This is a genomic window from Marivirga arenosa (assembly GCF_030503875.2).
In the GTDB taxonomy this organism is placed as follows: Bacteria; Bacteroidota; Bacteroidia; order Cytophagales; family Cyclobacteriaceae; genus Marivirga; species Marivirga arenosa.
On record NZ_CP129968.2, the window covers coordinates 2,351,417 to 2,371,899 of the forward strand.

The 20,483-nt window shown below is 32.5% G+C and carries 18 protein-coding genes; 3 read left to right on the top strand and 15 right to left on the bottom strand.

Going from position 1 to position 20,483, the window contains the following annotated elements; translation table 11 throughout:
• Positions 1–2 precede the first annotated feature (2 nt).
• From QYS47_RS10230 to QYS47_RS10250, 5 genes are all read right to left on the bottom strand, one after another.
• Entirely contained in the window at positions 3–4,997 is a 4,995-nt protein-coding gene (locus QYS47_RS10230; RefSeq protein WP_322345936.1) for a 2-oxoacid:acceptor oxidoreductase family protein, read from the bottom strand.
• Positions 4,998–5,015: 18 nt separating this feature from the next.
• The gene (locus tag QYS47_RS10235; RefSeq protein ID WP_302100719.1) at positions 5,016–5,378 is read right to left on the bottom strand and encodes a hypothetical protein; all 363 of its coding nucleotides are present in this window, start codon (positions 5,376–5,378) and stop codon (positions 5,016–5,018) included.
• 246 nt (positions 5,379–5,624) lie between these two features.
• Positions 5,625–6,320, bottom strand: a complete 696-nt coding sequence (locus tag QYS47_RS10240; protein WP_308356675.1) for a Crp/Fnr family transcriptional regulator — start codon at positions 6,318–6,320, stop codon at positions 5,625–5,627.
• 110 nt (positions 6,321–6,430) lie between these two features.
• Positions 6,431–7,096: a response regulator transcription factor gene (locus QYS47_RS10245; RefSeq protein ID WP_322345939.1), complete on the bottom strand. Its 666-nt coding sequence runs from the start codon at positions 7,094–7,096 to the stop codon at positions 6,431–6,433.
• 38 nt (positions 7,097–7,134) lie between these two features.
• Positions 7,135–8,571 (bottom strand): PAS domain-containing sensor histidine kinase, encoded by a 1,437-nt coding sequence (locus QYS47_RS10250; protein ID WP_322345940.1) that lies wholly within the window; start codon positions 8,569–8,571, stop codon positions 7,135–7,137.
• Between the two features lie 285 nt (positions 8,572–8,856).
• Between QYS47_RS10250 and QYS47_RS10255 the strand changes: the two genes are divergently transcribed.
• A complete protein-coding gene (locus tag QYS47_RS10255; RefSeq protein WP_322345941.1) occupies positions 8,857–9,267 on the top strand; it encodes an Hsp20/alpha crystallin family protein in 411 nt (136 codons plus the stop codon).
• A 107-nt stretch (positions 9,268–9,374) separates the two neighbouring features.
• On the opposite strand, the gene QYS47_RS10260 is transcribed toward QYS47_RS10255, so the two are convergent.
• The 10 genes from QYS47_RS10260 to QYS47_RS10305 all read right to left on the bottom strand — a co-directional run bounded on the left by QYS47_RS10260 (position 9,375) and on the right by QYS47_RS10305 (position 19,333).
• Positions 9,375–10,385: a hypothetical protein gene (locus tag QYS47_RS10260; protein ID WP_322345943.1), complete on the bottom strand. Its 1,011-nt coding sequence runs from the start codon at positions 10,383–10,385 to the stop codon at positions 9,375–9,377.
• Between the two features lie 5 nt (positions 10,386–10,390).
• Entirely contained in the window at positions 10,391–10,888 is a 498-nt protein-coding gene (locus tag QYS47_RS10265; RefSeq protein ID WP_322345945.1) for an AAA family ATPase, read from the bottom strand.
• Positions 10,889–10,899: 11 nt separating this feature from the next.
• A complete protein-coding gene (locus QYS47_RS10270; protein ID WP_322345947.1) occupies positions 10,900–11,778 on the bottom strand; it encodes a hypothetical protein in 879 nt (292 codons plus the stop codon).
• Between the two features lie 149 nt (positions 11,779–11,927).
• Entirely contained in the window at positions 11,928–12,350 is a 423-nt protein-coding gene (locus QYS47_RS10275; protein ID WP_308356669.1) for a DUF6799 domain-containing protein, read from the bottom strand.
• Positions 12,351–12,491: 141 nt separating this feature from the next.
• Entirely contained in the window at positions 12,492–14,045 is a 1,554-nt protein-coding gene (locus QYS47_RS10280) for a hypothetical protein (RefSeq protein ID WP_322345948.1), read from the bottom strand.
• 27 nt (positions 14,046–14,072) lie between these two features.
• On the bottom strand, positions 14,073–14,483 hold the full coding sequence (locus QYS47_RS10285) for a hypothetical protein (protein WP_322345950.1): 411 nt from the start codon (positions 14,481–14,483) through the stop codon (positions 14,073–14,075).
• A gap of 19 nt (positions 14,484–14,502) precedes the next feature.
• Positions 14,503–14,943, bottom strand: a complete 441-nt coding sequence (locus QYS47_RS10290; RefSeq protein ID WP_322345952.1) for a hypothetical protein — start codon at positions 14,941–14,943, stop codon at positions 14,503–14,505.
• Positions 14,944–15,066: 123 nt separating this feature from the next.
• Positions 15,067–17,610 (bottom strand): cation-translocating P-type ATPase, encoded by a 2,544-nt coding sequence (locus tag QYS47_RS10295; RefSeq protein ID WP_322345953.1) that lies wholly within the window; start codon positions 17,608–17,610, stop codon positions 15,067–15,069.
• A gap of 47 nt (positions 17,611–17,657) precedes the next feature.
• Positions 17,658–18,758 carry an AI-2E family transporter gene (locus tag QYS47_RS10300; protein WP_322345954.1) on the bottom strand — a complete coding sequence of 367 codons (1,101 nt, stop codon included), beginning with the start codon at positions 18,756–18,758 and terminating at the stop codon, positions 17,658–17,660.
• A 152-nt stretch (positions 18,759–18,910) separates the two neighbouring features.
• On the bottom strand, positions 18,911–19,333 hold the full coding sequence (locus QYS47_RS10305; protein WP_322345956.1) for a hypothetical protein: 423 nt from the start codon (positions 19,331–19,333) through the stop codon (positions 18,911–18,913).
• Between the two features lie 235 nt (positions 19,334–19,568).
• Here QYS47_RS10305 and QYS47_RS10310 point away from each other — a divergent pair, with 235 nt between their 5' ends.
• Both QYS47_RS10310 and QYS47_RS10315 read left to right on the top strand, forming a co-directional pair.
• Positions 19,569–20,051, top strand: a complete 483-nt coding sequence (locus tag QYS47_RS10310) for a CsgE family curli-type amyloid fiber assembly protein (protein WP_322345958.1) — start codon at positions 19,569–19,571, stop codon at positions 20,049–20,051.
• Between the two features lie 11 nt (positions 20,052–20,062).
• The gene (locus QYS47_RS10315) at positions 20,063–20,473 is read left to right on the top strand and encodes a curli production assembly/transport component CsgF (protein ID WP_302100742.1); all 411 of its coding nucleotides are present in this window, start codon (positions 20,063–20,065) and stop codon (positions 20,471–20,473) included.
• Positions 20,474–20,483: the final 10 nt, after the last annotated feature.

Consider the following 20,483-nt stretch of genomic DNA (forward strand, 5'->3'; position numbering starts at 1 on the left):
GATTAATTATACTTTTCACCTCTTTTAATCCATTTATCGATATCCTTAGCGTCCCTATTTTTCGGTAAGCCAGGATGAATCACCTGAGCCGTACATTTTTCAGCAGCAACCACTAAATCCGAATATGGGCCTCCAATAGGATCTTTGATGTAGGCTTTTTTATCTTCATTGTAGGCGAAAATCTTTGGATTTAAATTGATACATTCATCACATGATGTACACTCATCGCTTTCAAGCCAAGGTTCCATCCCTGCTTCTTGCTGTGGAATTGGATCTTCTTCTTTTTGTGCTGTTTCAGTTTTAGGTTCTTCCTTAACTGCTACAGCAGTCTGTTGCTCATGAACATTAGATTGATTTAATTCAACTGATTCAGTAACTGCAATTGGTTTTATACTGGGATCAATTTTGACATCCCCATTACCTGAGGCTAGTTGCATCAATTTTTGAGTGATTTTCTGAACTACTTCAGATCTGATTTTACTTTCAAGATCAACTTCAGAAGTAGTATCCATTTTAGCTTCATAATCTGATAAATCACGTAGCATTATCCAGAAATCTCTTCTTTCCTCGCAAGATTCTACTATGGTTTTATCTACCAATACTCTGCTCAGCTGATTATTACGATCTACAGCCCATATGTATGGAAATTTATCTTCTCTGTCTGATTTTTCTAGATTTAAGAAATCAGAAAGCATAAGCATTTTATCATTCCAACTATTCCTTGGAGCATTTCTAAAATGCTTTCTAAAACGAGCTTCAGTAATTGCAAAATCTGCGAAAGTCATCGGTACTTCCATTGATTTCTGAATCCCATTTTCCTCATATTTCAATTCATATGAAGGCCAATCTTGATCAATAGCCGGGTTTCCTTTAAGATCTAGTGCTTCCTCTACCTTCACTCCCAAATCAGGATTATACTTGAAGAGTGGATAAGCTCTAGACTCAACAGCTAATTTAGCTTGATGTACACCCATATCATCTGCCACACCATGTTCTGGCTGGCAGGTAGTATAAAGATTGAATAGAGCAGGTCTTTTGGTACTTAATCCATCTATGAAACCTTCTATCATATGACTGGTATGCGCAAGGCTAGATTGCATCACATAAGTGTTTCTATGCGCCATTGCGATAAGTCCTATTTCTTTTCTAGGCTCTGGTTTACCTTTCCATACTTTTCCATATTGAGCCATGTCAGATACCTGCCCAATAAAGCCTGAGGTACATGCTTGACCGCCAGTATTTGAATATACCTGAGTATCGACAGTGATGACTTTAATTGGTTTTCCTGATGCCATCATTCTAGAAAGGTTTTGAAAACCTATATCATACATGGCACCATCACCACCTAATGCTACAACTGGGGGGCAAAGCAGCCACTCTTCATCTGTAAATTGATGCCAGTTGAAATAGGTGAAGAAGTCTTTATTATCCTCTGGATCATATTTTCCAGCTAATTCTAATTCAGCTTTTCTTATGGCTACAAATCCTTCTGCCATTTTTGCCATATGTCCTTCAAAAATACCCATTGCCATAGAGGTAGAATCCTGAAATAAATGATTAGCCCAAGGGAATGGATATGGATTATATGGATAGGTACTTCCCCAAACAGAAGTACATCCTGTGGCATTGGTCATCCCCATTGAGGATCTTCCTTTACCGGTATTGCCTTCTGTATATTTCCATCTCAATCTTTTTAATTGCGATAACAAATGGGTGGTTTCAGCTAGCCAGTCCTGGTCGATTGGTATGCTTCCATTTTCGGCTTCTAATTTTGAAGTAATAACAGACATGCTAAGATCTGTATCATTAGAATCCTTTAAAATTCTTTCTATCGCTTCAGTATCATTAATATTTACCGTTTCAATTAGTTTAGCTTGAATACGTTGTTCTAACTTTTCAATTAATTCATCAAGTTTTGTAATGTGTTTTTTGATGCGTGGCTGCATCAATGATTCTACTGTTGCTATAAATAAATGGACTACGGATTTCTCTGAACAACCTAAGCAGGCTCCATCTCCGCTTGAAAAACTTGAATAGGCTTCCTTATTAAGCAACAAGGTTTCTAAAGGACCAATTTTAGCCTCCAGATCATCTATTCGATTGTATTTCTCTGGTGTATTGGGTAAATCATTCCATAGATCCCAATTCTTTCTTAAGTTAGCTACTGATTCCTCTGTTTGAGTTACTGCTTTCAAAGCGTCATCATCACAAACCTGAATACACTCATTACAACCTTTACATGCATTTGGATTAATAGTGATACTGAATAATCCACCGCTATTAGGTGATTTCTTTTCGTTTAAATGATAATATGGTCGAGTAAGTGCAAATTGAAAATCACCCAATTCTTCTTTAAACCAACCTAATTCTTGCACAAGATCAGTTTCTTCTTTATGATCCTCTATCATTTGTGCTATCGCATCCTGTAAATAATTATTTACAGTGGCACCATTTGATGCACTATTAAATCTGGCTCTAATTTTTCCTTCCATGCTGCGTACTGCTTTCTGAAGGTGTTTTACATTATCGTGCTCTTTCTTAACTCTCTTTACTACAGTATCTAGAACATCTTTTAAGTCACTCACTAAGCCTGGTATAGCAGTATCAGGACATGCAGTATAACATTTACCACAAGCAGTACAGTTGTTTGCATTCCACTCAGGGTGAGTAAAACGTATTCCTGTCATATCTCTGAAGTTTGAGGATGCAGCAGGCATCAAACTCAATCCAATAAATGGATCGGTAAGATTATCGCTACCCATACCTTGAGCATAGAAATTACCGGTTTGTTCCCAAAATCGATGGATATCACTCAATTTAGATTTACTCTTTGGTGTGTCTTTTAACATCATTGGAAGAGGTACTCCAACTTCAGCTTTCGATTTATTGCCTGAACCATTTTGAACAACTTTTTCAGTGATTTCATGAACCTCTGTAAAGCCTCTTTTTACCACTCTCATATTATCATCCACCACTCTTTGTCCTTTGCTACCAAATTTGGATTGCAATTGATCTTCAATTGCTTTTAACAGCTGTTTATCATTAAGTCCTGCTGATTCCATTAAAGGAGAAGCGGCAAAGAATGCTCCCTGGAAGGCTATTCCCTGCATACGTAACTGTAGTTCAGGATCAGTAGCTTCTTCTCTTGCGATCTTAAATCCGTCTATATAGAAAATTCGAATATCATTCTTTACAATAAGTTTTTGATATTGCTTAGGAATAGAATTCCATACTTCTTCCGGATTGTTTTTATCACTCTGAATAATAAAACACCCCCCTTTTTTGAGTCCAGCTAGTGCATTTGTATGCTTGAATACATTTGGATCAGGAGACAACACTACATCTACAAAATAGAATTCACTATTCATTCTAATAGGTTCTGGTGCGGCTGCTAAATAGTAGGTTGTAGGTTGTCCTTTTTTCTCTGATCCATATTTAGGGTTTGCTTTAATATCATATCCTAAGAGGTCATACAAGGTCATCGCTAAGTTTTTACCAGTTGTAATGGCGCCCCAACCTCCTACCGAATGAAAACGGACGGTTGTGGCTCCTTTTGGCATAAGGTTAGGATTTTCAGAACCATGCACAGCTAATTCTTTTACTTTAGGATATGCAGCTTCTATAGTTTCTTGATACTCTCTTTGTTTCGGTGTAAATGGGTGGTCATGAATAAAATCTATTGATAGATAGAATTGCTTTTTATGCTTACCATCAGGTAACATATTTTCAACAGCTCCAATAATTCCTTCTGCTTGTAAATCACGGCTTCCCATACCAAATGAACCTGAATAAATTTTTGGAGCATCTTTAGGTTGATAGGATTCTAAATCTGGATAGGATTTATCTTCCTTCGAAATTCCGTTCTCTAAACATTTTGAGATAACGGCTCTTAATTCACGTGCAATGGGAAGATCCTCAGCAAGAGGTTGATCTAATCTTTCCAAGACCACCACTCCTTTTTTACCTTTAATGTATTTCGACAACAAATCAGCCGGGAACGGACGGAACATAACCAAATCCAATACACCTACTTTTAGTTTTCTCGTTTTTCTTAAGTAGTCAGCTACTACTTCAGCACTTGAAACTACACTCCCCTGACCTAATATTAAGTAGTCTGCATCCTCTACTTTATAAGTCATGACTCTTTGATATTGTCTGTGTGTTAGTTCTGCATATTCTTTAAATGCTCTATCACTTAGCTCTTTTATATGATCAAAAAAGAATGGCCTTTGAGCTGCAACACTCTGCATATAGGAGTCTTGGTTTTGAACAATACCCGCCATAACTGGATTATCAACATCCCATAATTCAGGAATTCTTCGTCTTTGTTCTCCATATATAATTCTTTGAGCTGGAGTTGGAGTGTCAATTATATCATCAGGTCTTCCTAGATATTCTTTAATTAGCTCACGTTCTGGTACTTTTAGGCTTTCAATTAAGTGAGTAGTTAAGAACCCATCTTGAGCAATAATTCCGGGTGTAAGTGCTAATTCAGCAATGCGGTGAGCAATTACATTCAAATCCGCAACATGCTGGGCATTTTTAGCAAACATTTGAAAGAAGCCTGTATCATCAACAGCATGATAATCATCATGACCCGCATGCACATTTAATGTTGATTTAGTCATGGCTCTGGCTCCAATGTTCAACACATAAGTAAGACGCTTTCCTACTGCTGCATATAAAGATTCATGCATATAGGCAATCCCTTGTCCGGAAGAGAAATTAGCGGCTCTTTGACCCGTCATAGAAAGACCAGCCGTTACAGCTGCTGCAGCATGCTCACCTTCTGGTTCTATAAAGATTAAGGGTTTATCAGATATATTTAAGTGACCTTTGGCTGCTTCTTCTGCCCAATATTCCCCCATTTGGGTTGAGGGTGTGATTGGATACGCACCGGCAGCATCTGACGACTCACGCTCACAACTAATGGCAGCAGAGTTGCCATCCATAGCAGCAGGGATTCCAGGATATTTAGCTTTGATATTCTTACTCATGACTTTAAATTTTAGATATTAATGACTAGCCATAATCATGTTCTTGGTTCTTTTAGCCATAGCTACAAAGCTGTTAGCTGTATCCATATTCATCCACACATCTTCGCTTTGAATAGGGTGATACATAGGTGCTAAATGAAGTTCATTGAAATTAGGATCAATATTGCGGCAGGCAGTTAATAAATCTTTTATTGGAGTAGCTTCTTTAAATTCTTCACCATGCTTGGTTAAATAACTACCTAAATAATTTATAACTGCTCGATATGCATTCTGACAAACGCTGTAAGGCACTACATCCTCTTCTGGTTTGTATAATTCGTTCTCGGCTTTCGATAGTAATTCGTCCGCTTTTTCTAGTCTGGTTTTTAATAGCTCTTCCATGATTTTAGGTAGTTTTATTATGCTAATAAATCTACAAAAGGCTATTAAGGTAAATACTGACATAAGTCAGTAAATAGGTTGATCTTTGTCGGAAGGCTTGTTTATTTCAATTATTTAGGTTTTAGCTAAATAAGATTGGTTATCTATATTGATTAATCAGAGATGAAATTAAAAAGTCTGTATGCTTTGCTTCCCAAAAGCTTTACATACAGACTTGCTTATATATAGATTGATAGGCTTCTAAATTTATTTATACATCTGAGCTATCCGGTTCAAGGCTTTCATGTCTTTAATGATTATATAATGATCATGTAAATCTACCAGATTCTCCGATTTAAATTCAGAAAGTAAACGGATAGAAGTTTCTTTAGCCGTTCCAATTAACTTAGCCAAATCAGCCCTACTTAATGTAATTTCGGAGTTATTATCCTTAGCATAAATAGTATTCAGTTCTAATAGCATAGCTGCAAGTCTTCCTCTGACAGGTTCGTATGCTGAAGAAACTAGCTTGTCTTCAACTTTATTGAGACTATTACATAAATCTTGTACCAAAAAATTCATCAATGCAGGATCATTGTCAACTACTTTTTTAAAATCTTCTCCGCTAACATATAAGATGTCAGCATCCTTAAGAACTTCTGTATATTCATGAAATCTATGGTCATTTAGAAGGGCTTCATGACCTATGAAATCTCCTTTTGATAAGATTTTAATGATTTGTTCCTTACCGTCTACACCAAACTTACTTACTTTAATTTCACCAGAATCAATCATGTAAAATCCTCTCGCAATATTGCCAACATTAAACAAAATTTGTCCTTTGTTGAATTTTAATTCTTCCGCGTATTGAATAAGAGAGTTTAAAGGGGAATTAAAACTATTATGTGTAATCTTAAACAACTCATTATCAATAGATAAATGGGGTATTACATCATTTTTCATCTCTATGGTATTTTATTGGGATTATGATATAAAAATACCATATCTATTAATTAGATGATAGACGTAAAAAGCTGAATTCTATCTAGGTGAAAACACCTAGAGTATAAGAATTAAAGAGTATGCGTTAAAGCATACTTGACTAATCCTGCAGTATTTTTCGCGTTAAGTTTCTGAAGTAGGTTTCTTCTATGACTATCCACCGTTCTAGGGCTTAGGAACAGTTTTTTTGCTATTTCAGTATTGGTAAATTCCGCGGCTATTAAGGTTAAAACCTCTTTTTCCCTATTTGTTAAATGAATAAAAGACGTTGGTTTGCTTTTCTCTTTTGTATTATTTTTTGAGGTAAAATGATGGGCTAATTTCACAGAAGATTCCTTATCAAAATAACTTTTTCCTTTTGCAACACTGCAAACAGCTTGAATTAATTCTTTCTTTTCTGTTGTTTTTAGGATATAACCTAATGCTGCCGCCTCTAACATACTTACAATATAGGGTTCATCATCATGAATGGATAAAGCCAATACATTCAATTTCGGAAAATGTTTTTTAAGATATCTAGTCGTTTCTACTCCATCCATTTCAGGCATTGATATATCCATTATAACCACCTTTATTTTTGAAGCAATTTCCTGTATGGAAGGAATAGCTTCTTTTCCATTAGCAGCTTCTCCTATTATGTTAATATTTTCATTATCGCTTAATAATGCACGGATACCATTCCTAACAATTTGGTGGTCATCTACTAAAAATACATTAACTTGATTTTTATTAATCATCAGTGATAAGCCCTTATTTATAATCTAATACGACTTTTTCAAATTACGGTTTGTTCCATCAAAATCTTATCTGTTATAGGCAGAGATGCCATTATTATGACACCTTTTCCTTTGGATGATTCAATGGTAATATCTCCATTCATTGAATCAATTCTTGCTTTTATATTTTGTATTCCCATTCCTTCAGAGTTACCAAGATGAAGGTTAGTGTTAAAACCTATACCGTTATCTTGATAAATAATTTGAATGAATTCTTCAATTTTTTGGATTTGGATACTTATTGAATCAGCCTCAGCATGTTTGATGGTATTTTGAATTAGCTCTTGTAAAATACGATATATATTTAGCGCATACATTTGATCTAAACTTTTACTTAAACCGTCTGATTGATAATTGACCATAATATTATTGGTCTCAGTTGTTCTTTCAATTAAATCATTTAAAGCTTTCTCTAAGCCATGATTAATAATAATCGATGGCATTAAATCATGTGAAATAGCTCGTATTTCTGAAATAGTATTGAGTACTAAATTTAGTCCCTCGTCAAATGCTTTTTGATTGCTTTCAGGAAGTGTAAAGATGGCATCTTTTATTGATTTTAAATTCATAGATACTGCAGAGAGTGTCTGAATCACGCCATCGTGTAATTCCATAGCCACTCTTTTTCTTTCTTTTTCGGTAGCTAATAAAACTATATTATTTTGTGACTTCTTCAATGCTTCTTGTTCTGTAATATCAATTCCAGAGCTTAAAGTACCTGTTATTTTATCTTTCTGATTTTTTATTACAGTATTGTGCCACTGAATTAGCCTTTTTTCACCTGATTTCGATTCAATAGAAGAGGTCACAATTTTAGTATCACTAATTCTACCATTTATTAATTCATTAAATAGTAGCTTTATTCTGGGTCTATCATGATCCGAAATGAAAGTATTAAACCAATTTAGGCCTACGGCTTCATCTTGAGAAACTCCTAAAATTAGGCATCCTTCATCATTTATTAATTGAATATTGCCTTTTTGATCAAGTTCAAGAAATATGGTTTTCGAGAGCTTTAGAAATAGTTTTGCTCTATCAGCATACTTTTGCATATTAATTTCAGCAAGCCTTTTATCTGTTACATTGGTAAGTTGAGCTATTGAATAAACTTCTCCATCATCTTCAAAACTATTTAGGCCAATTTTTAACCATATTGGTTTACCATCCTTTCTTATGCCTTCAAATTCTAAATTATGATGCCTGGGCCTGGGAATTGGATTTTTAATGTAGGATTTTCTTTTTTGGTCATGACTTCCTATAAAAGCTTTTGGAATTAGGGTATCTAGCGGTTTATTTAATAATTCACCTGATTCATAACCGAAGATTTTCTCAAGACTTTCATTTACCCATAGAATTTTTCCCCCTTGACTCACAACAATTATACCTTCATCTATATATTGGTATATTAGTTTACAATAGGCAGTATTAGACAACATTTTTTACTTTCATTTGAATATTATTAAATTTCAGTAATATTCTTTACAAAAGTTATAAGGTCAATCATTTGACAATATGATATAAATCATTGTTTGTACACTATCCAATCAATGCAAATTTTACTCTAAACCAACTGAAATTTAGATTTTTAACACTACAATGATTAAAGTCATTTTAGCCTTTGACTGCTATCATTTCAAATAAGCTCGGAAAGTTGTTCCTTTATTGTATCAAATAACTAAATGTTTAATGCAATGACACTTGTAATGAAAAAACCATCACTCATGTCCCGTACATCAACATTATTTAATGATTTATTTGATGATGTACGTCTTCCTTCTTTGGATTTGGATAATGGATTTAGTCGTTTGCCTTCGGCTAACGTAATCGAAAACGATAAGGCATTCACTGTGGAACTGGCTGCACCAGGTATGAAAAAAAGTGATTTTGATGTGAATGTAGACAATGGATATCTCACTATTAGTAGCGAAAAAGAAGATGAAGTAGAAGAAAAGAAAGAAAACTACACTCGTCATGAATTTAGCTACAATAGCTTTTCAAGATCATTTTTATTACCAGATACTATTGATACTGAAAAAATAAAAGCAAAATATGAAGATGGTATCTTAAAACTTTCAGTACCTAAAAAACAAGAAGCAATCAAAAATCATAAAAAAACAATCGCTATAGATTGAAAATGATTGTTTTTAGTTTTCGATTAAACCCTACCTTCTAAGGCATGTAAATTCAAGGACATATTAAGCCAAAGAGGTAGGGTTTATTGTGTATACTTTTTAAAATTTTAATCTAATTCAGAAATGTATTGATTCAATAAATCCAGATATAGCTTTATTTCTTCTACAGCTTTATCCATTTTATCTGAATTTGCCTTTTGGGCTTCCATTGCACTTACCTTGGCCCTTACATTAGCATGATAGACTTTATAATAAATGAATAATTGCGATTCCTGATTACTATGAATTATTTCTTCTAGCTTATTATAACAAACCATAAAGTATTGGCTTAATTCATGATGATTATAAGCTTCTAAATCCATACAGAAAAAAGCTAATTCGTTTAATATATCTAAATGTCGGAATGATGGATTGAATTCAATACAATCAAAAATAATAGGTTCGTCTAATAAGAAAATGTTTTTTGAATGTAAATCACCATGACAATCTTTAATTAACCCTAATTCGGAACGTAACTTAATTATGGCCTCATATTGCTTTAAGAACTGATCTGATTTATGAATACTATTTTTAATTATGTTTTTGTATTTGATACCTAAAGACTCTTTTACGAAGTCTGATATTTCATCTATATCATTGAATTTTGATTTTAAATCTAAGGGTTGAATATCATATATCGTTTCAGTTTTATCATGGAATTCTTTTAGTGTTTTGGCAATTTGATCTATTTGCTCCAAACTCACTTTATTAGACCGAAGTAATTTATCCATTCTTTTATCAGGATCCATTTTCTTCATCATTACTGCATAATCTATCGTATTTTCAGGTTCTTGTAATGAGATTTCAAACTTTCCATTATTATCATGAATATATACCACACTTTGATAAATATCTTTTGCTAACCTTCTGTTAAGAACGACTTCTTCATGGCAATAAAATTCTCTTTTTTGAGGGGTTGAAAAGTCGAGAAAATCGAATTTGACAGGTTTTTTAATTTTATAAACAATTTCATCACAAAGAATTACCCATGAAATGTGCGTTTCCAATAACTCAACAAATTTGTATGCTGATGGAAATTTTCCATTTTTTACTAAATGTTCTATTTGAGAACGATTCATAACTGCTATTTATCATTTATAAAATCAATAGCCTTTTTTATCATATCATCCATATTAAAATTGGTCGATTTTAAACTTAAATACTCATGCGTATTGATGGGCTCAAAATCTTCTTTTATTTTTAGATAAACATTATAATCAGCTTCACTATGCTCTCTTTTTTCACTTAATCTACCTTTGACCACATCTTCATCTGCTGTTATTTCAATCCAATTCAATTTAATATTTAAGTCATTTGATAATTTCAAGAAGGCTTCTCTTATTCTTTTTTTGTAAAAAGTGCCGTCTAAAACTAAATCCTTTTTGGAATGGGCGTAATTATACATTTCATTGATCAAATGCTTATATACATCCGTTTTGTTATGTTCATTGTAATCGAAATGCTCATACTTTTCATTGCGAATGATATCTGTATTAAGATATTTCGCTTTTAGTTTTTGAGCTAAAGATTTGGCGAAAAAGCTTTTTCCAACTCCCGGAAGTCCGAAAACAATAATAATCATATCTTTACATACTATTTAATTATATAGCCAATACCAAAAGAATAAAAAAATACATTATTTAACTCTTCCTCATAAACAGTCTCCCCGTCCGCTGTAACAGTTGAAGCATTTACAGGAATAAAGAATTTTGCTGTAGCATTTATCCGCCAGTTCTTCAATCTATAGGTTGCTGAATTACTAAATTCATAATCTAAAACTTGAAATTTAGAAGCTTCTTCCAAAGTAACTGATTCTTGAACATTATTTACATTATTAATATTCCCATTAGCTCCTTTTCCCTTTGTAAAACCACCCCCTAGCGTCATTTTTGAATTTCGTGTATTGTAGTATTCATTATAATAATTTTGAGTAGCGGCATTAGTGTAAAAAGAAGGGGTAATTAATAATTTAGAATCAAATAGATAAAATATTCTAATCACTTCAATTCCTGTAAAAACGTCCATATTGTCGCTCATACCTAAACTTAAATCAGTATTTATTTCAAACCAGTAGAAGTCATACCCTAAATAGGCATCTAAAAAACCAAATAATGAAGAGGGCACAGCATAACTTTCTTGATTGAAAAAGTAAGCACTCAAGCCTATACCACCATATAAATTTTTTGATGTAGCATCATAGCCTAATGACACTATAGAGAGATCTATTCTATTTTGATCGGCTGTAGTAAGATAAGATAAAGATCCTCTGGTATAGAATCCACTTTTATGGTAATAACTAATCGATGGGGATAAATAAGGAGCAGCTAAAGAATCTGTACGACCCATAAAAACATAATCGCTACTGTATTTTAAATTGATTTTGACATAAGACTTTTCTCCTGAAGTTTCATTTTGTGAGATTAGTGGAAAGACCATTAATACAAAAAGCAATATGAGAAGGGTCTTTTTCATCTTTTTTAATTGAATTTATAGTTTTAAATCATTGCAGGCTTATAAAATAAATTTGAATTTGAAATACCTCCATTCCTCTACAATAAAATTTATATCAAGAGAAATGGAGGTGTTAGTTCATTTATGAATGGTATTAGGATAGTCTATCATTAAATGTTTTTACCATTGCCTTTTCCACCCCCTTTTCTTTCTTTGGTTCCCTTTTCTTGATTTTTATTTCTTTCTTTCACTCTCATATCTCTTTCTCTTTGTCGTTTAATTTGTTTTTCAAAATGTTCACGATTACGGTACTTTTTACCAAGCATATCAAGACATTCACCATCTCTTAGCTGTTTCATTTCCCTATTCTGTAATTGGTAAGTACCGTTAGGATTTATTACAGTACCGTTTTCAAGTCTTACTTGATTTTGAAGCATTAATTGCTCCCCATTCTTAAATTGATACATTTTACCATCTTTGAGGGTATAATGATCATGGACTCTATCTTGATTTCTATCACGATCTTGATCCTGTGCAAATGCGGTGCCTATCAAGAATAACATTGATATGAACACCAGAGCTAATTTTTTCATAACCTTTTTGTTTAAAATCTTAATTAAAATTAGTACTTAAATCACTAGTTTGAAATGATTCAAATGCAGCTTACAGATGATTTTGATCATCTTTAGAATGGGTCAAGAATAACGAAATATAAAATTAATACTGAAATGTTATTAATTATCTCGACCTCGCTTTGTTGATGTACTTCTGGAGCGTGAGCTTGGGATTGATGCCCCACTTCGAGAAGGAATTGATCTCTGCCATGTTCTCTGATGTATGTCTCTAGCTCGATTGAAAGTATTGGATCGAATTGGTGATGAACTTCTTATTGTAGTTTGTGTGCGTATCGTTCTGTTGGTTTCATTATCTTTTATGATTCTGGTTTGACCTGATAAATAGCGATAACGATTACTATTTTGGTTTAAGAACTGTTCTCTTGTTACTACTCTATTAGGTTTACGTTCTATTCTTCTCTGATAATCTTGCTCAAATCTTCCATATTCTCTAATCTTTTCGATTCTTATTCTATCATTGTCTTCTTCTAAAATAGAATTTGGAATTCTGCTCCTAGAGCTAGTTCTCCAGTGCTCAACGGATCGATCCAAACTATTGCTAGTTGAACTTCTTGAGATACGAGATCGATAATATCTAATGATGTAATTCGATAAATAAGGATAACGGTAATAATGAGTAGGAAAATTAAAATACCAGTAGAAATAGTAATATGAAGGTAAGCCTAGTATTACGATTGATTGCTCTGGTCCGTAATAATAACCCCAATGGTACCAATAGGGATATCTATACCAGTAAACATTTGGAAACCATACAGGATAACCATACCAATAAGGATATGGATAATAATTGTATTCTATATTCACATCTTCAGTTTTTTCAATCTCCTTATTCTGTTCTTCCTCTGGAGTTAAAGCGTTAGGATACAATGGATCATAATTTTCATATATTTCTTCTTCAGAACGAAAAGATTGAGAAGCTTCTTCAAATTCAACTAAAGCTTGAGGATCTTCTTCTAATCCTTTTTTCCAATCATCTATATCTTTTTGGTGCTTTTGTGCTACCTCTAATTTCATATCCTCTAGTTGGGAAAGCACTAATGCAGGATTTCTCTGATATTCATTCCCTACTAATACTGCGGCATCAAGATTATCTACTATAATATGTAGTACTTCAGGAAACATAAGTAATAGCTTAACCTTTTCCTCTGTATCATCATCATATTGTTTCAATAGTACCTCTAAGGTGTGGTTTACTTCTTGATCTATTTGATTTATGCTTACTAATTTATCATATTGCCCAACCCCTATTTCCATTGAAATATCATTGATTTCTTCAGGATAAGAGGCTGTTATATCTTTAAGTTCTATTTTACTTTTAGGGCCTCCTTCAACTAAATCTTCCACCAAACCAGGATACCTCAAGAGTTCCCATAAATTCTTTTGAACTTCTTCTGTTTCAGTAGAAATAATTTCCTGAAAAGCTTCTTGACTTTTTTCTTGAATTAAACCTAGTTTTACTATTAATTCAGGATGTGTGGATAATTCTAATATTGCTGCTCTTATATCATTTGGATATAAAGCAAGAGCTTCTAATTCTTCATTATTGTTAAAAACTTCGTTTAGATTGAATTCTGTTTTCTCATCTTGAGCGTATAGTTCAAGCTTATCAATTGTTATGAAGAAGACTATTAAAAAAGTGAGAAAGTAACGCATGGTTTTGAGTATTTAACATTATAAAAGTTATGTGAAAGTAGAGCTTTTATATTTTCTGCTTTTAAATCGATCTTTATCTAAAAATAAATTCGAAATTTTATTAGCCATTAACGTTTGTAAGTTTGCACCTTCATAATCAAAAACATCAGCTTTCAACAAACAAAGTGTATAGGCTAATTTGGAGAGTCGCCATGCTTTTGACAACACTCCATTCTTATCGACATAGTAAATTTTGATATGGAAATTTAGGTCCTCACCTGCTAAGTATAAAATCTGCTGTGTTTTTTCAATTGCTGAGTGTATTTGATCTTTATGCTTTAATCCCAATGATTGTAATTCCTGAGAATCATAGTTGAGTTCATTTTCTCTAAGCACTTTAATGTATGCCTCAATTTTATCAATAACTGATTGATAATTATGATAAATAACTAAATCCATTGCAGCAGATTAATAACATTTAATGAACAGCGCTAATAAGTTTTTTGACCTTTTCATTCCCTAGAATTTTTTCAGTGATTTTAAACACATCTGTTTTTATATGTTTAAAAATATGAGAAAAGGCTTCAACTCTTCTACCCAACTTCTCTTTTTCAGAATTAAGTCTTTTGTAAAACATTTGATCATCTTTAGTCAAATTGGTTTTTACACCATGCATAAAGTCTTCAACATCTTTGATTAAATCCTTGCCAATATTTTCTAATTTACTTAGTCGAAGGACTATATCTTGAGTTTCATCTAGATATTCTTTGCTAATTAAAAAAGTAAAGTATTTATTGATGAGCGTACTCATAAACTTGTGTTCTATTATATAAAACTCAATATCTGATTTCCAATTCTCGGCCTCAATGTAGTATTGCGAATAGACCTCTAAGCTTTCAGTGTTTCTAACAAAATCCATGACCTTAATATTTAATTTTAACTTTTTTCCCTACCAATGGTACTACCTTTGGTATATTCAAAAATCAAAATTTAAAGAGTTATTTCCTATGTCATGAATCAATGTGAAGGATGATGTAAATCATTAAGTTTTTACAGTTTTCATGATAATTGAAGTGATGGAAATAGCGAATAAGTATCCTATTATAGCTCCAGATAATATTATGCCCCATTCCTTTAAACCTATTGGGATTAAATAGAAAAAGCTATTTAGAGGGGAGTATATTAATGCTACATGAAGCACTAATGAAATGATTAATCCCATCACTAACCATTTATTGGCGAACCAACCTATTTTTTCTTGGTAACGAATAGCACCTATTCTTACAAACTCAAAAACTACAACACCTGTAATTAAAGTAGTTCGAGCCCTTTCTATTCCCATTGGTAAAACAAATATGAATACTATAATTAATAAAGCGGCCATTTTAATACCTATACTAACTATTAGCCATGCCGTTTTTTTATCGATTATAGGTTCATTAAGCTTTCTTGGTGCCTCTTTCATAACATCTTCTGCTGATGGATCCACCCCTAATGCTAAGGCTACTAAACCATCTGTTAAAAGGTTAATCCATAATAATTGAACTGGATATAAAAGAGGTTCGTCTAAGGAAAAAAAGACCGTGGCAGTAAAAATAATTCCAACTTCAGCTAAGTTGCAGGTTAATAAATAGTTAATAAACTTGCGAATATTATAGAAAATGGTTCTTCCTTGCTTTATGGCATTTGTGATAGTACTAAAATTATCATCTAATAAAATAATATCACTTGCTTGTTTGGCTACCTCGGTTCCTTTTTTACCCATTGCAATACCTATAGCTGCTTTCTTTATTGCTAAAGCATCATTAACGCCATCACCCGTCATAGCAACTGTATTTTTTTCCTCTAATAATTCAAGTAATCTTAGTTTATGGAAAGGGGTTGTTCTGGCAAATATATTAGTTTGGTCATTAAGGGCTTTATTTAATTGCTCATCGGACATTTCATCAATGTCGGTTCCTTCTAATACATGATTTGAATCTAAGCCTACTTCTTTCGCGATTGCTGCCGCTGTAATAGGATTATCACCCGTTATCATAATCACCCTGATACCTGCGGTCTTACAATCTGAAATAGCATCATAAACCTCTGGTCTTGGTGGATCTATCATGGCTTGTAATCCTAACCAAACCATATCTTTTTCTGCATCAGATGAATGTGTGATATCCTCTTTAAAAGCAAATCCTAATACTCTTAGAGCTTTTTTGGCAAAATCTTTATTTTGTTGATTGATTTCCTGCTTGATTGATTCAGTAAGCTTTTCAATTTTACCATTTAGCATGATAAAACTACATTTTTCTATTAATACTTCAGGTGCACCTTTTGAAAATGCGAAAGATTTTTGACTTTCATCTTCAACCACTACCGACATCATTTTACGCTTTGAGCTAAATGATATTTCCTGTGTTTTGGAAAAAGAGTTCTCGAAATTTTCATCTAAATGTTTAGCTGAATATTTCTTTAACGCTATTTCAGTTTGGCTTCCAAAATATTTTTGTTGTCCCAATTCATCTTTGGATACACTTGCATTATTACAAGTATAAGCACATTTCATGAGCATTTTACCTTCCTCATTTTCCTGAGGTTTAAAACTATTTTTACTCACCTCATGTACTGTATTATTGAAATATAAATGAGTGATGGTCATCTCATTTTTTGTAAGGGTACCCGTTTTATCAGTACATATAATATTGACTGCCCCTATTGATTCTACTTTAGTTAATTTTCTAATGAGAGCATTTCTTTTCGCCATTATTTTAGAGCCAACTGCCAATGCAAGTACAACCACAGCAGGCAATCCCTCAGGAATTGCTGCAACCGCTAAAGAAATGGCTGTCAATAATGAATCATATAAACCAAATTTCTGAATACCAATTAAAGTAATTATTATAGTAATAATTAAGGCGGTTATTGATAGTTTTTTACTTAAAGAATTTAATTCAATTTGAAAAGATGATTTTTCACGTTTAAGACTTTCAAGCTTATCCGCTACTTTTCCAATTTGAGTTTTCATTCCTGTGGCTTTTACCAAAGCAGTGGCCTTTCCTCCTAAAACATAGGTATTCATGAAAGCTAAATCACCTTCCTTTTTCTTAACTGAATTTGATTCACCTGTCAATACAGATTCATCCACTTCTAATTGAAAAGCTTCAAGAATCTCAACATCAGCGGTTATCATATCACCTGATTCAATTACAAGAATATCCTCTGGCACAATTTCCGATGAATCGATTTCTTCTTCCTTTCCATTTCTTATTACCCTCGAATTTGGCGATGCAAGATTTTGAAGTGCTTCAATCGTTTTTTCAGCGTTATAGTCCTGAACAAACCCCATTATTCCCGAAAGCAAAACAATGACTAAAATTAAAATTGTATCCACTAATTTTGATTCTTGATCAGGTAAAAACCCTACTGAAAAAGAGATAATAGCAGCTACAATTAGAATAATGATTAATGGGGATTTAAACTGACTTAAAAAGATTTTAATGGGACTCATTTTATGAGCCCTAGCCAACACATTTGGACCATATTCCTTTAACTTTTGATGAATTTGATGATCATTTAAGCCTTTGTGTTGCTGGTTCATTTAACTTTCAATTAACATTAGATTATTCTCTTTCTTAATTTAAGTATTTATTTCTGATTCAAACTCTTTCCTTTCTCAAAAGCATCTTGATCTAAATCCTTTTTAGTACCTAATAAAATAGAAATCGCTCTTAATTCTTTTACTTGATCGGCTATTAATTTTAAGATGGCTATTAATGGCAAAAACAATATCATTCCCATTGCGCCCCATATAATTCCTCCTGCTACAATAACAATAAGGGTTACCAAAGCATTTATTTTCAATTTTTGGCTTACCTCCAATGGAAAAATAACATTAGCCTCAAGAATTTGTACAATAGTAAAAACGACTATTACTCCTATCGGATAAAAGATAGAATTGAATTTAATCCACGAAATGGCCATAGGAAGTAAGGCTCCCACTGTGATTCCTACATAGGGTATAAAAGTGAGAATAGAGGCTATGAATCCAAAGAAAATTGGATTTGGGATACCAATTAGGAATAGGCCAAGACTATTTAAAACACCTACAATCAAATACACCACTATCATTCCTTTAATAAAATTATAATAAGTAACAATTACATCAGGTAGTATTTTTTCAATGTATTTTTTAGCGGCCACAGGAAAGATCTCATACAAAAATGCTACTAAAACTTCTCTGTACATTAATATAAGTGCCGAGAATATCGGGATTATGATAAAAAGAACTAATGAGATTGATGAATTATAAAGAGTGGAAGGAATCTCAGGAATCAAATGAACACTGATGTAATCCGTTATACTTCCAATTAAGCCTAATTCAGGATCAATGAATTTCTGAAGCTTAGAACTACTGATATTCGTTTCTAATTCGTTTATCAATAGCACTAATTTTTCATTTATCTGCGGCCACTCTTCCATGAATTTTGAAAATTGATAAATCAACAATCCAATAAAAGACAGGCTAATGAGAAAGAATACGCTTAATCCAATTAGGATTGAGATTATTCTAGGTATTTTATGATTTTCGAGCCAACGACAAAATGGATAGAGTATGAAGCTAATAAGTAATCCTGTAGTTAAAGGAATGAATAATGAGCGACCTAAATAGAGAATTATAGATATAAAAAACACGTATTGAAAGAAATTCAACCATTGTACTTTCCTATTCTGTGCTAAGGTTTTCATTTTTATCCTAATTTAAAGTATCAAAATTTCACCTAACCATTTAAACCTTTAGATTAATTAATATAAATGAATTGGTTATTTTGACATCATTAAAAGTAGGCTTATAAAAATTGAAAAACACTGACTTACATCAGAATTAAAAATGAATATTATCAATTTGTAATGTCGCTATCAAACAAACCATGAGATTTAAATAATAGAAAATATAGCTGGCTATTTAAGATACTTTCAGATTTGTTTCTTCTTGAAAATGCCATGCTTATACTGTCTACATCTTTCAATATTTGAAATTTTAATTCATCATTGAATTCTTCCGGATGATTTATAAAATACCGTTTAAAATCAAAAAAAGCTGATTCCTTGTCATAATTCCCTGTAAATAATTGATTTAGTTTATTAAATATGATCTCTTCGCTATTTTTAATTTTATTATCATTTGACCAATGTTCATCTACCAATGCCTTAATGCGCAATTTTTCATTTTTATTCACATTATTATCCACTACAACCATCGAATAAAAAATGGACGCCAATGATTCATAAAATTCTTTAGTATGTGTAATAACCTCTGCCATCTTATTGATTTTAATATAAAAATAATGACTTATGATTACTCAAACCATGATGGCGGTCAGTGGAAAATGAAATATTTATCACTCTAATAAATGAATGATTTAGTTACAATCTAAATCAATCCAATACTTAATCTTTATCATAAGCTATTAAGCACACAATCATGATGACAAATGATCTCTATCATTGATAAAAAGGCCATACTGAGCCAATTTTGATTCAAATAATGGGGGAGAAATGAAAACGATAACATTCATATTATTTAACCTTTTGATTATAAGCACTCTAAATGCTCAGGGTGATAGCTTATTAATTCAAAAATTAAAAGCAGCAGTTCTATTAAAACAAGACACCCCTAAAAATGTGGAAGAAATTGATCAATTAGAAATTGAAATCAATGAATTAATAGTGAATGAAACCATGACCAAAGCCGGTAATGATTTTCATGAACTGTTTTATAGTAAATGGGTATGGCCAGATCAATCAAACCAAGCATTTATCATTGTAATTAAAGAAAAACCTCTCAGAGGTAATATGACACAAATCAGTATTAAAGTAAATGATATGCTGATTTTTGAAATGCCCCTTCAAGCAAGATATGATTATTTAGAATCAATTGCTGAAATAGCCAGAGAAAGAACGCAAGGTTTTATAAATAACTATAGAGAGATCCTTAAATCATTAGAAGGAGAAGACATTAAAGGAAGTGGAATATTTTAAAATCAATGATCATGAAAAAGCTAATTGCAATACTATTTATTTTATTCGGAGCAATGAACATGGGTCTATCACAAGATTTTGTTTATAAACCAATAAATCCGGCTTTTGGTGGTGATACATTTAATTATCAATGGCTGCTAAGCTCTGCATCAGAACAGAATGATTTTAAGGAGGAATCAGACATACCTTCATTTCAACAAGATCCTTTATCTGACTTCGAAAACAGCATAAATCGTCAAATTCTTTCTCAACTATCTAGAGAACTTGTTAGTAATCTTTTTGGTGAGGAAGGTATACAGGATGGAACATTTGAAATAGGAAGCTTTCAAATTGAGATTTTATCAAGCATTGAAGGTATTAATATTACAATTTTTGATACTACAGATGGAGCAGAAACACAGATTATAGTACCCTACTATTAAATTATAGATA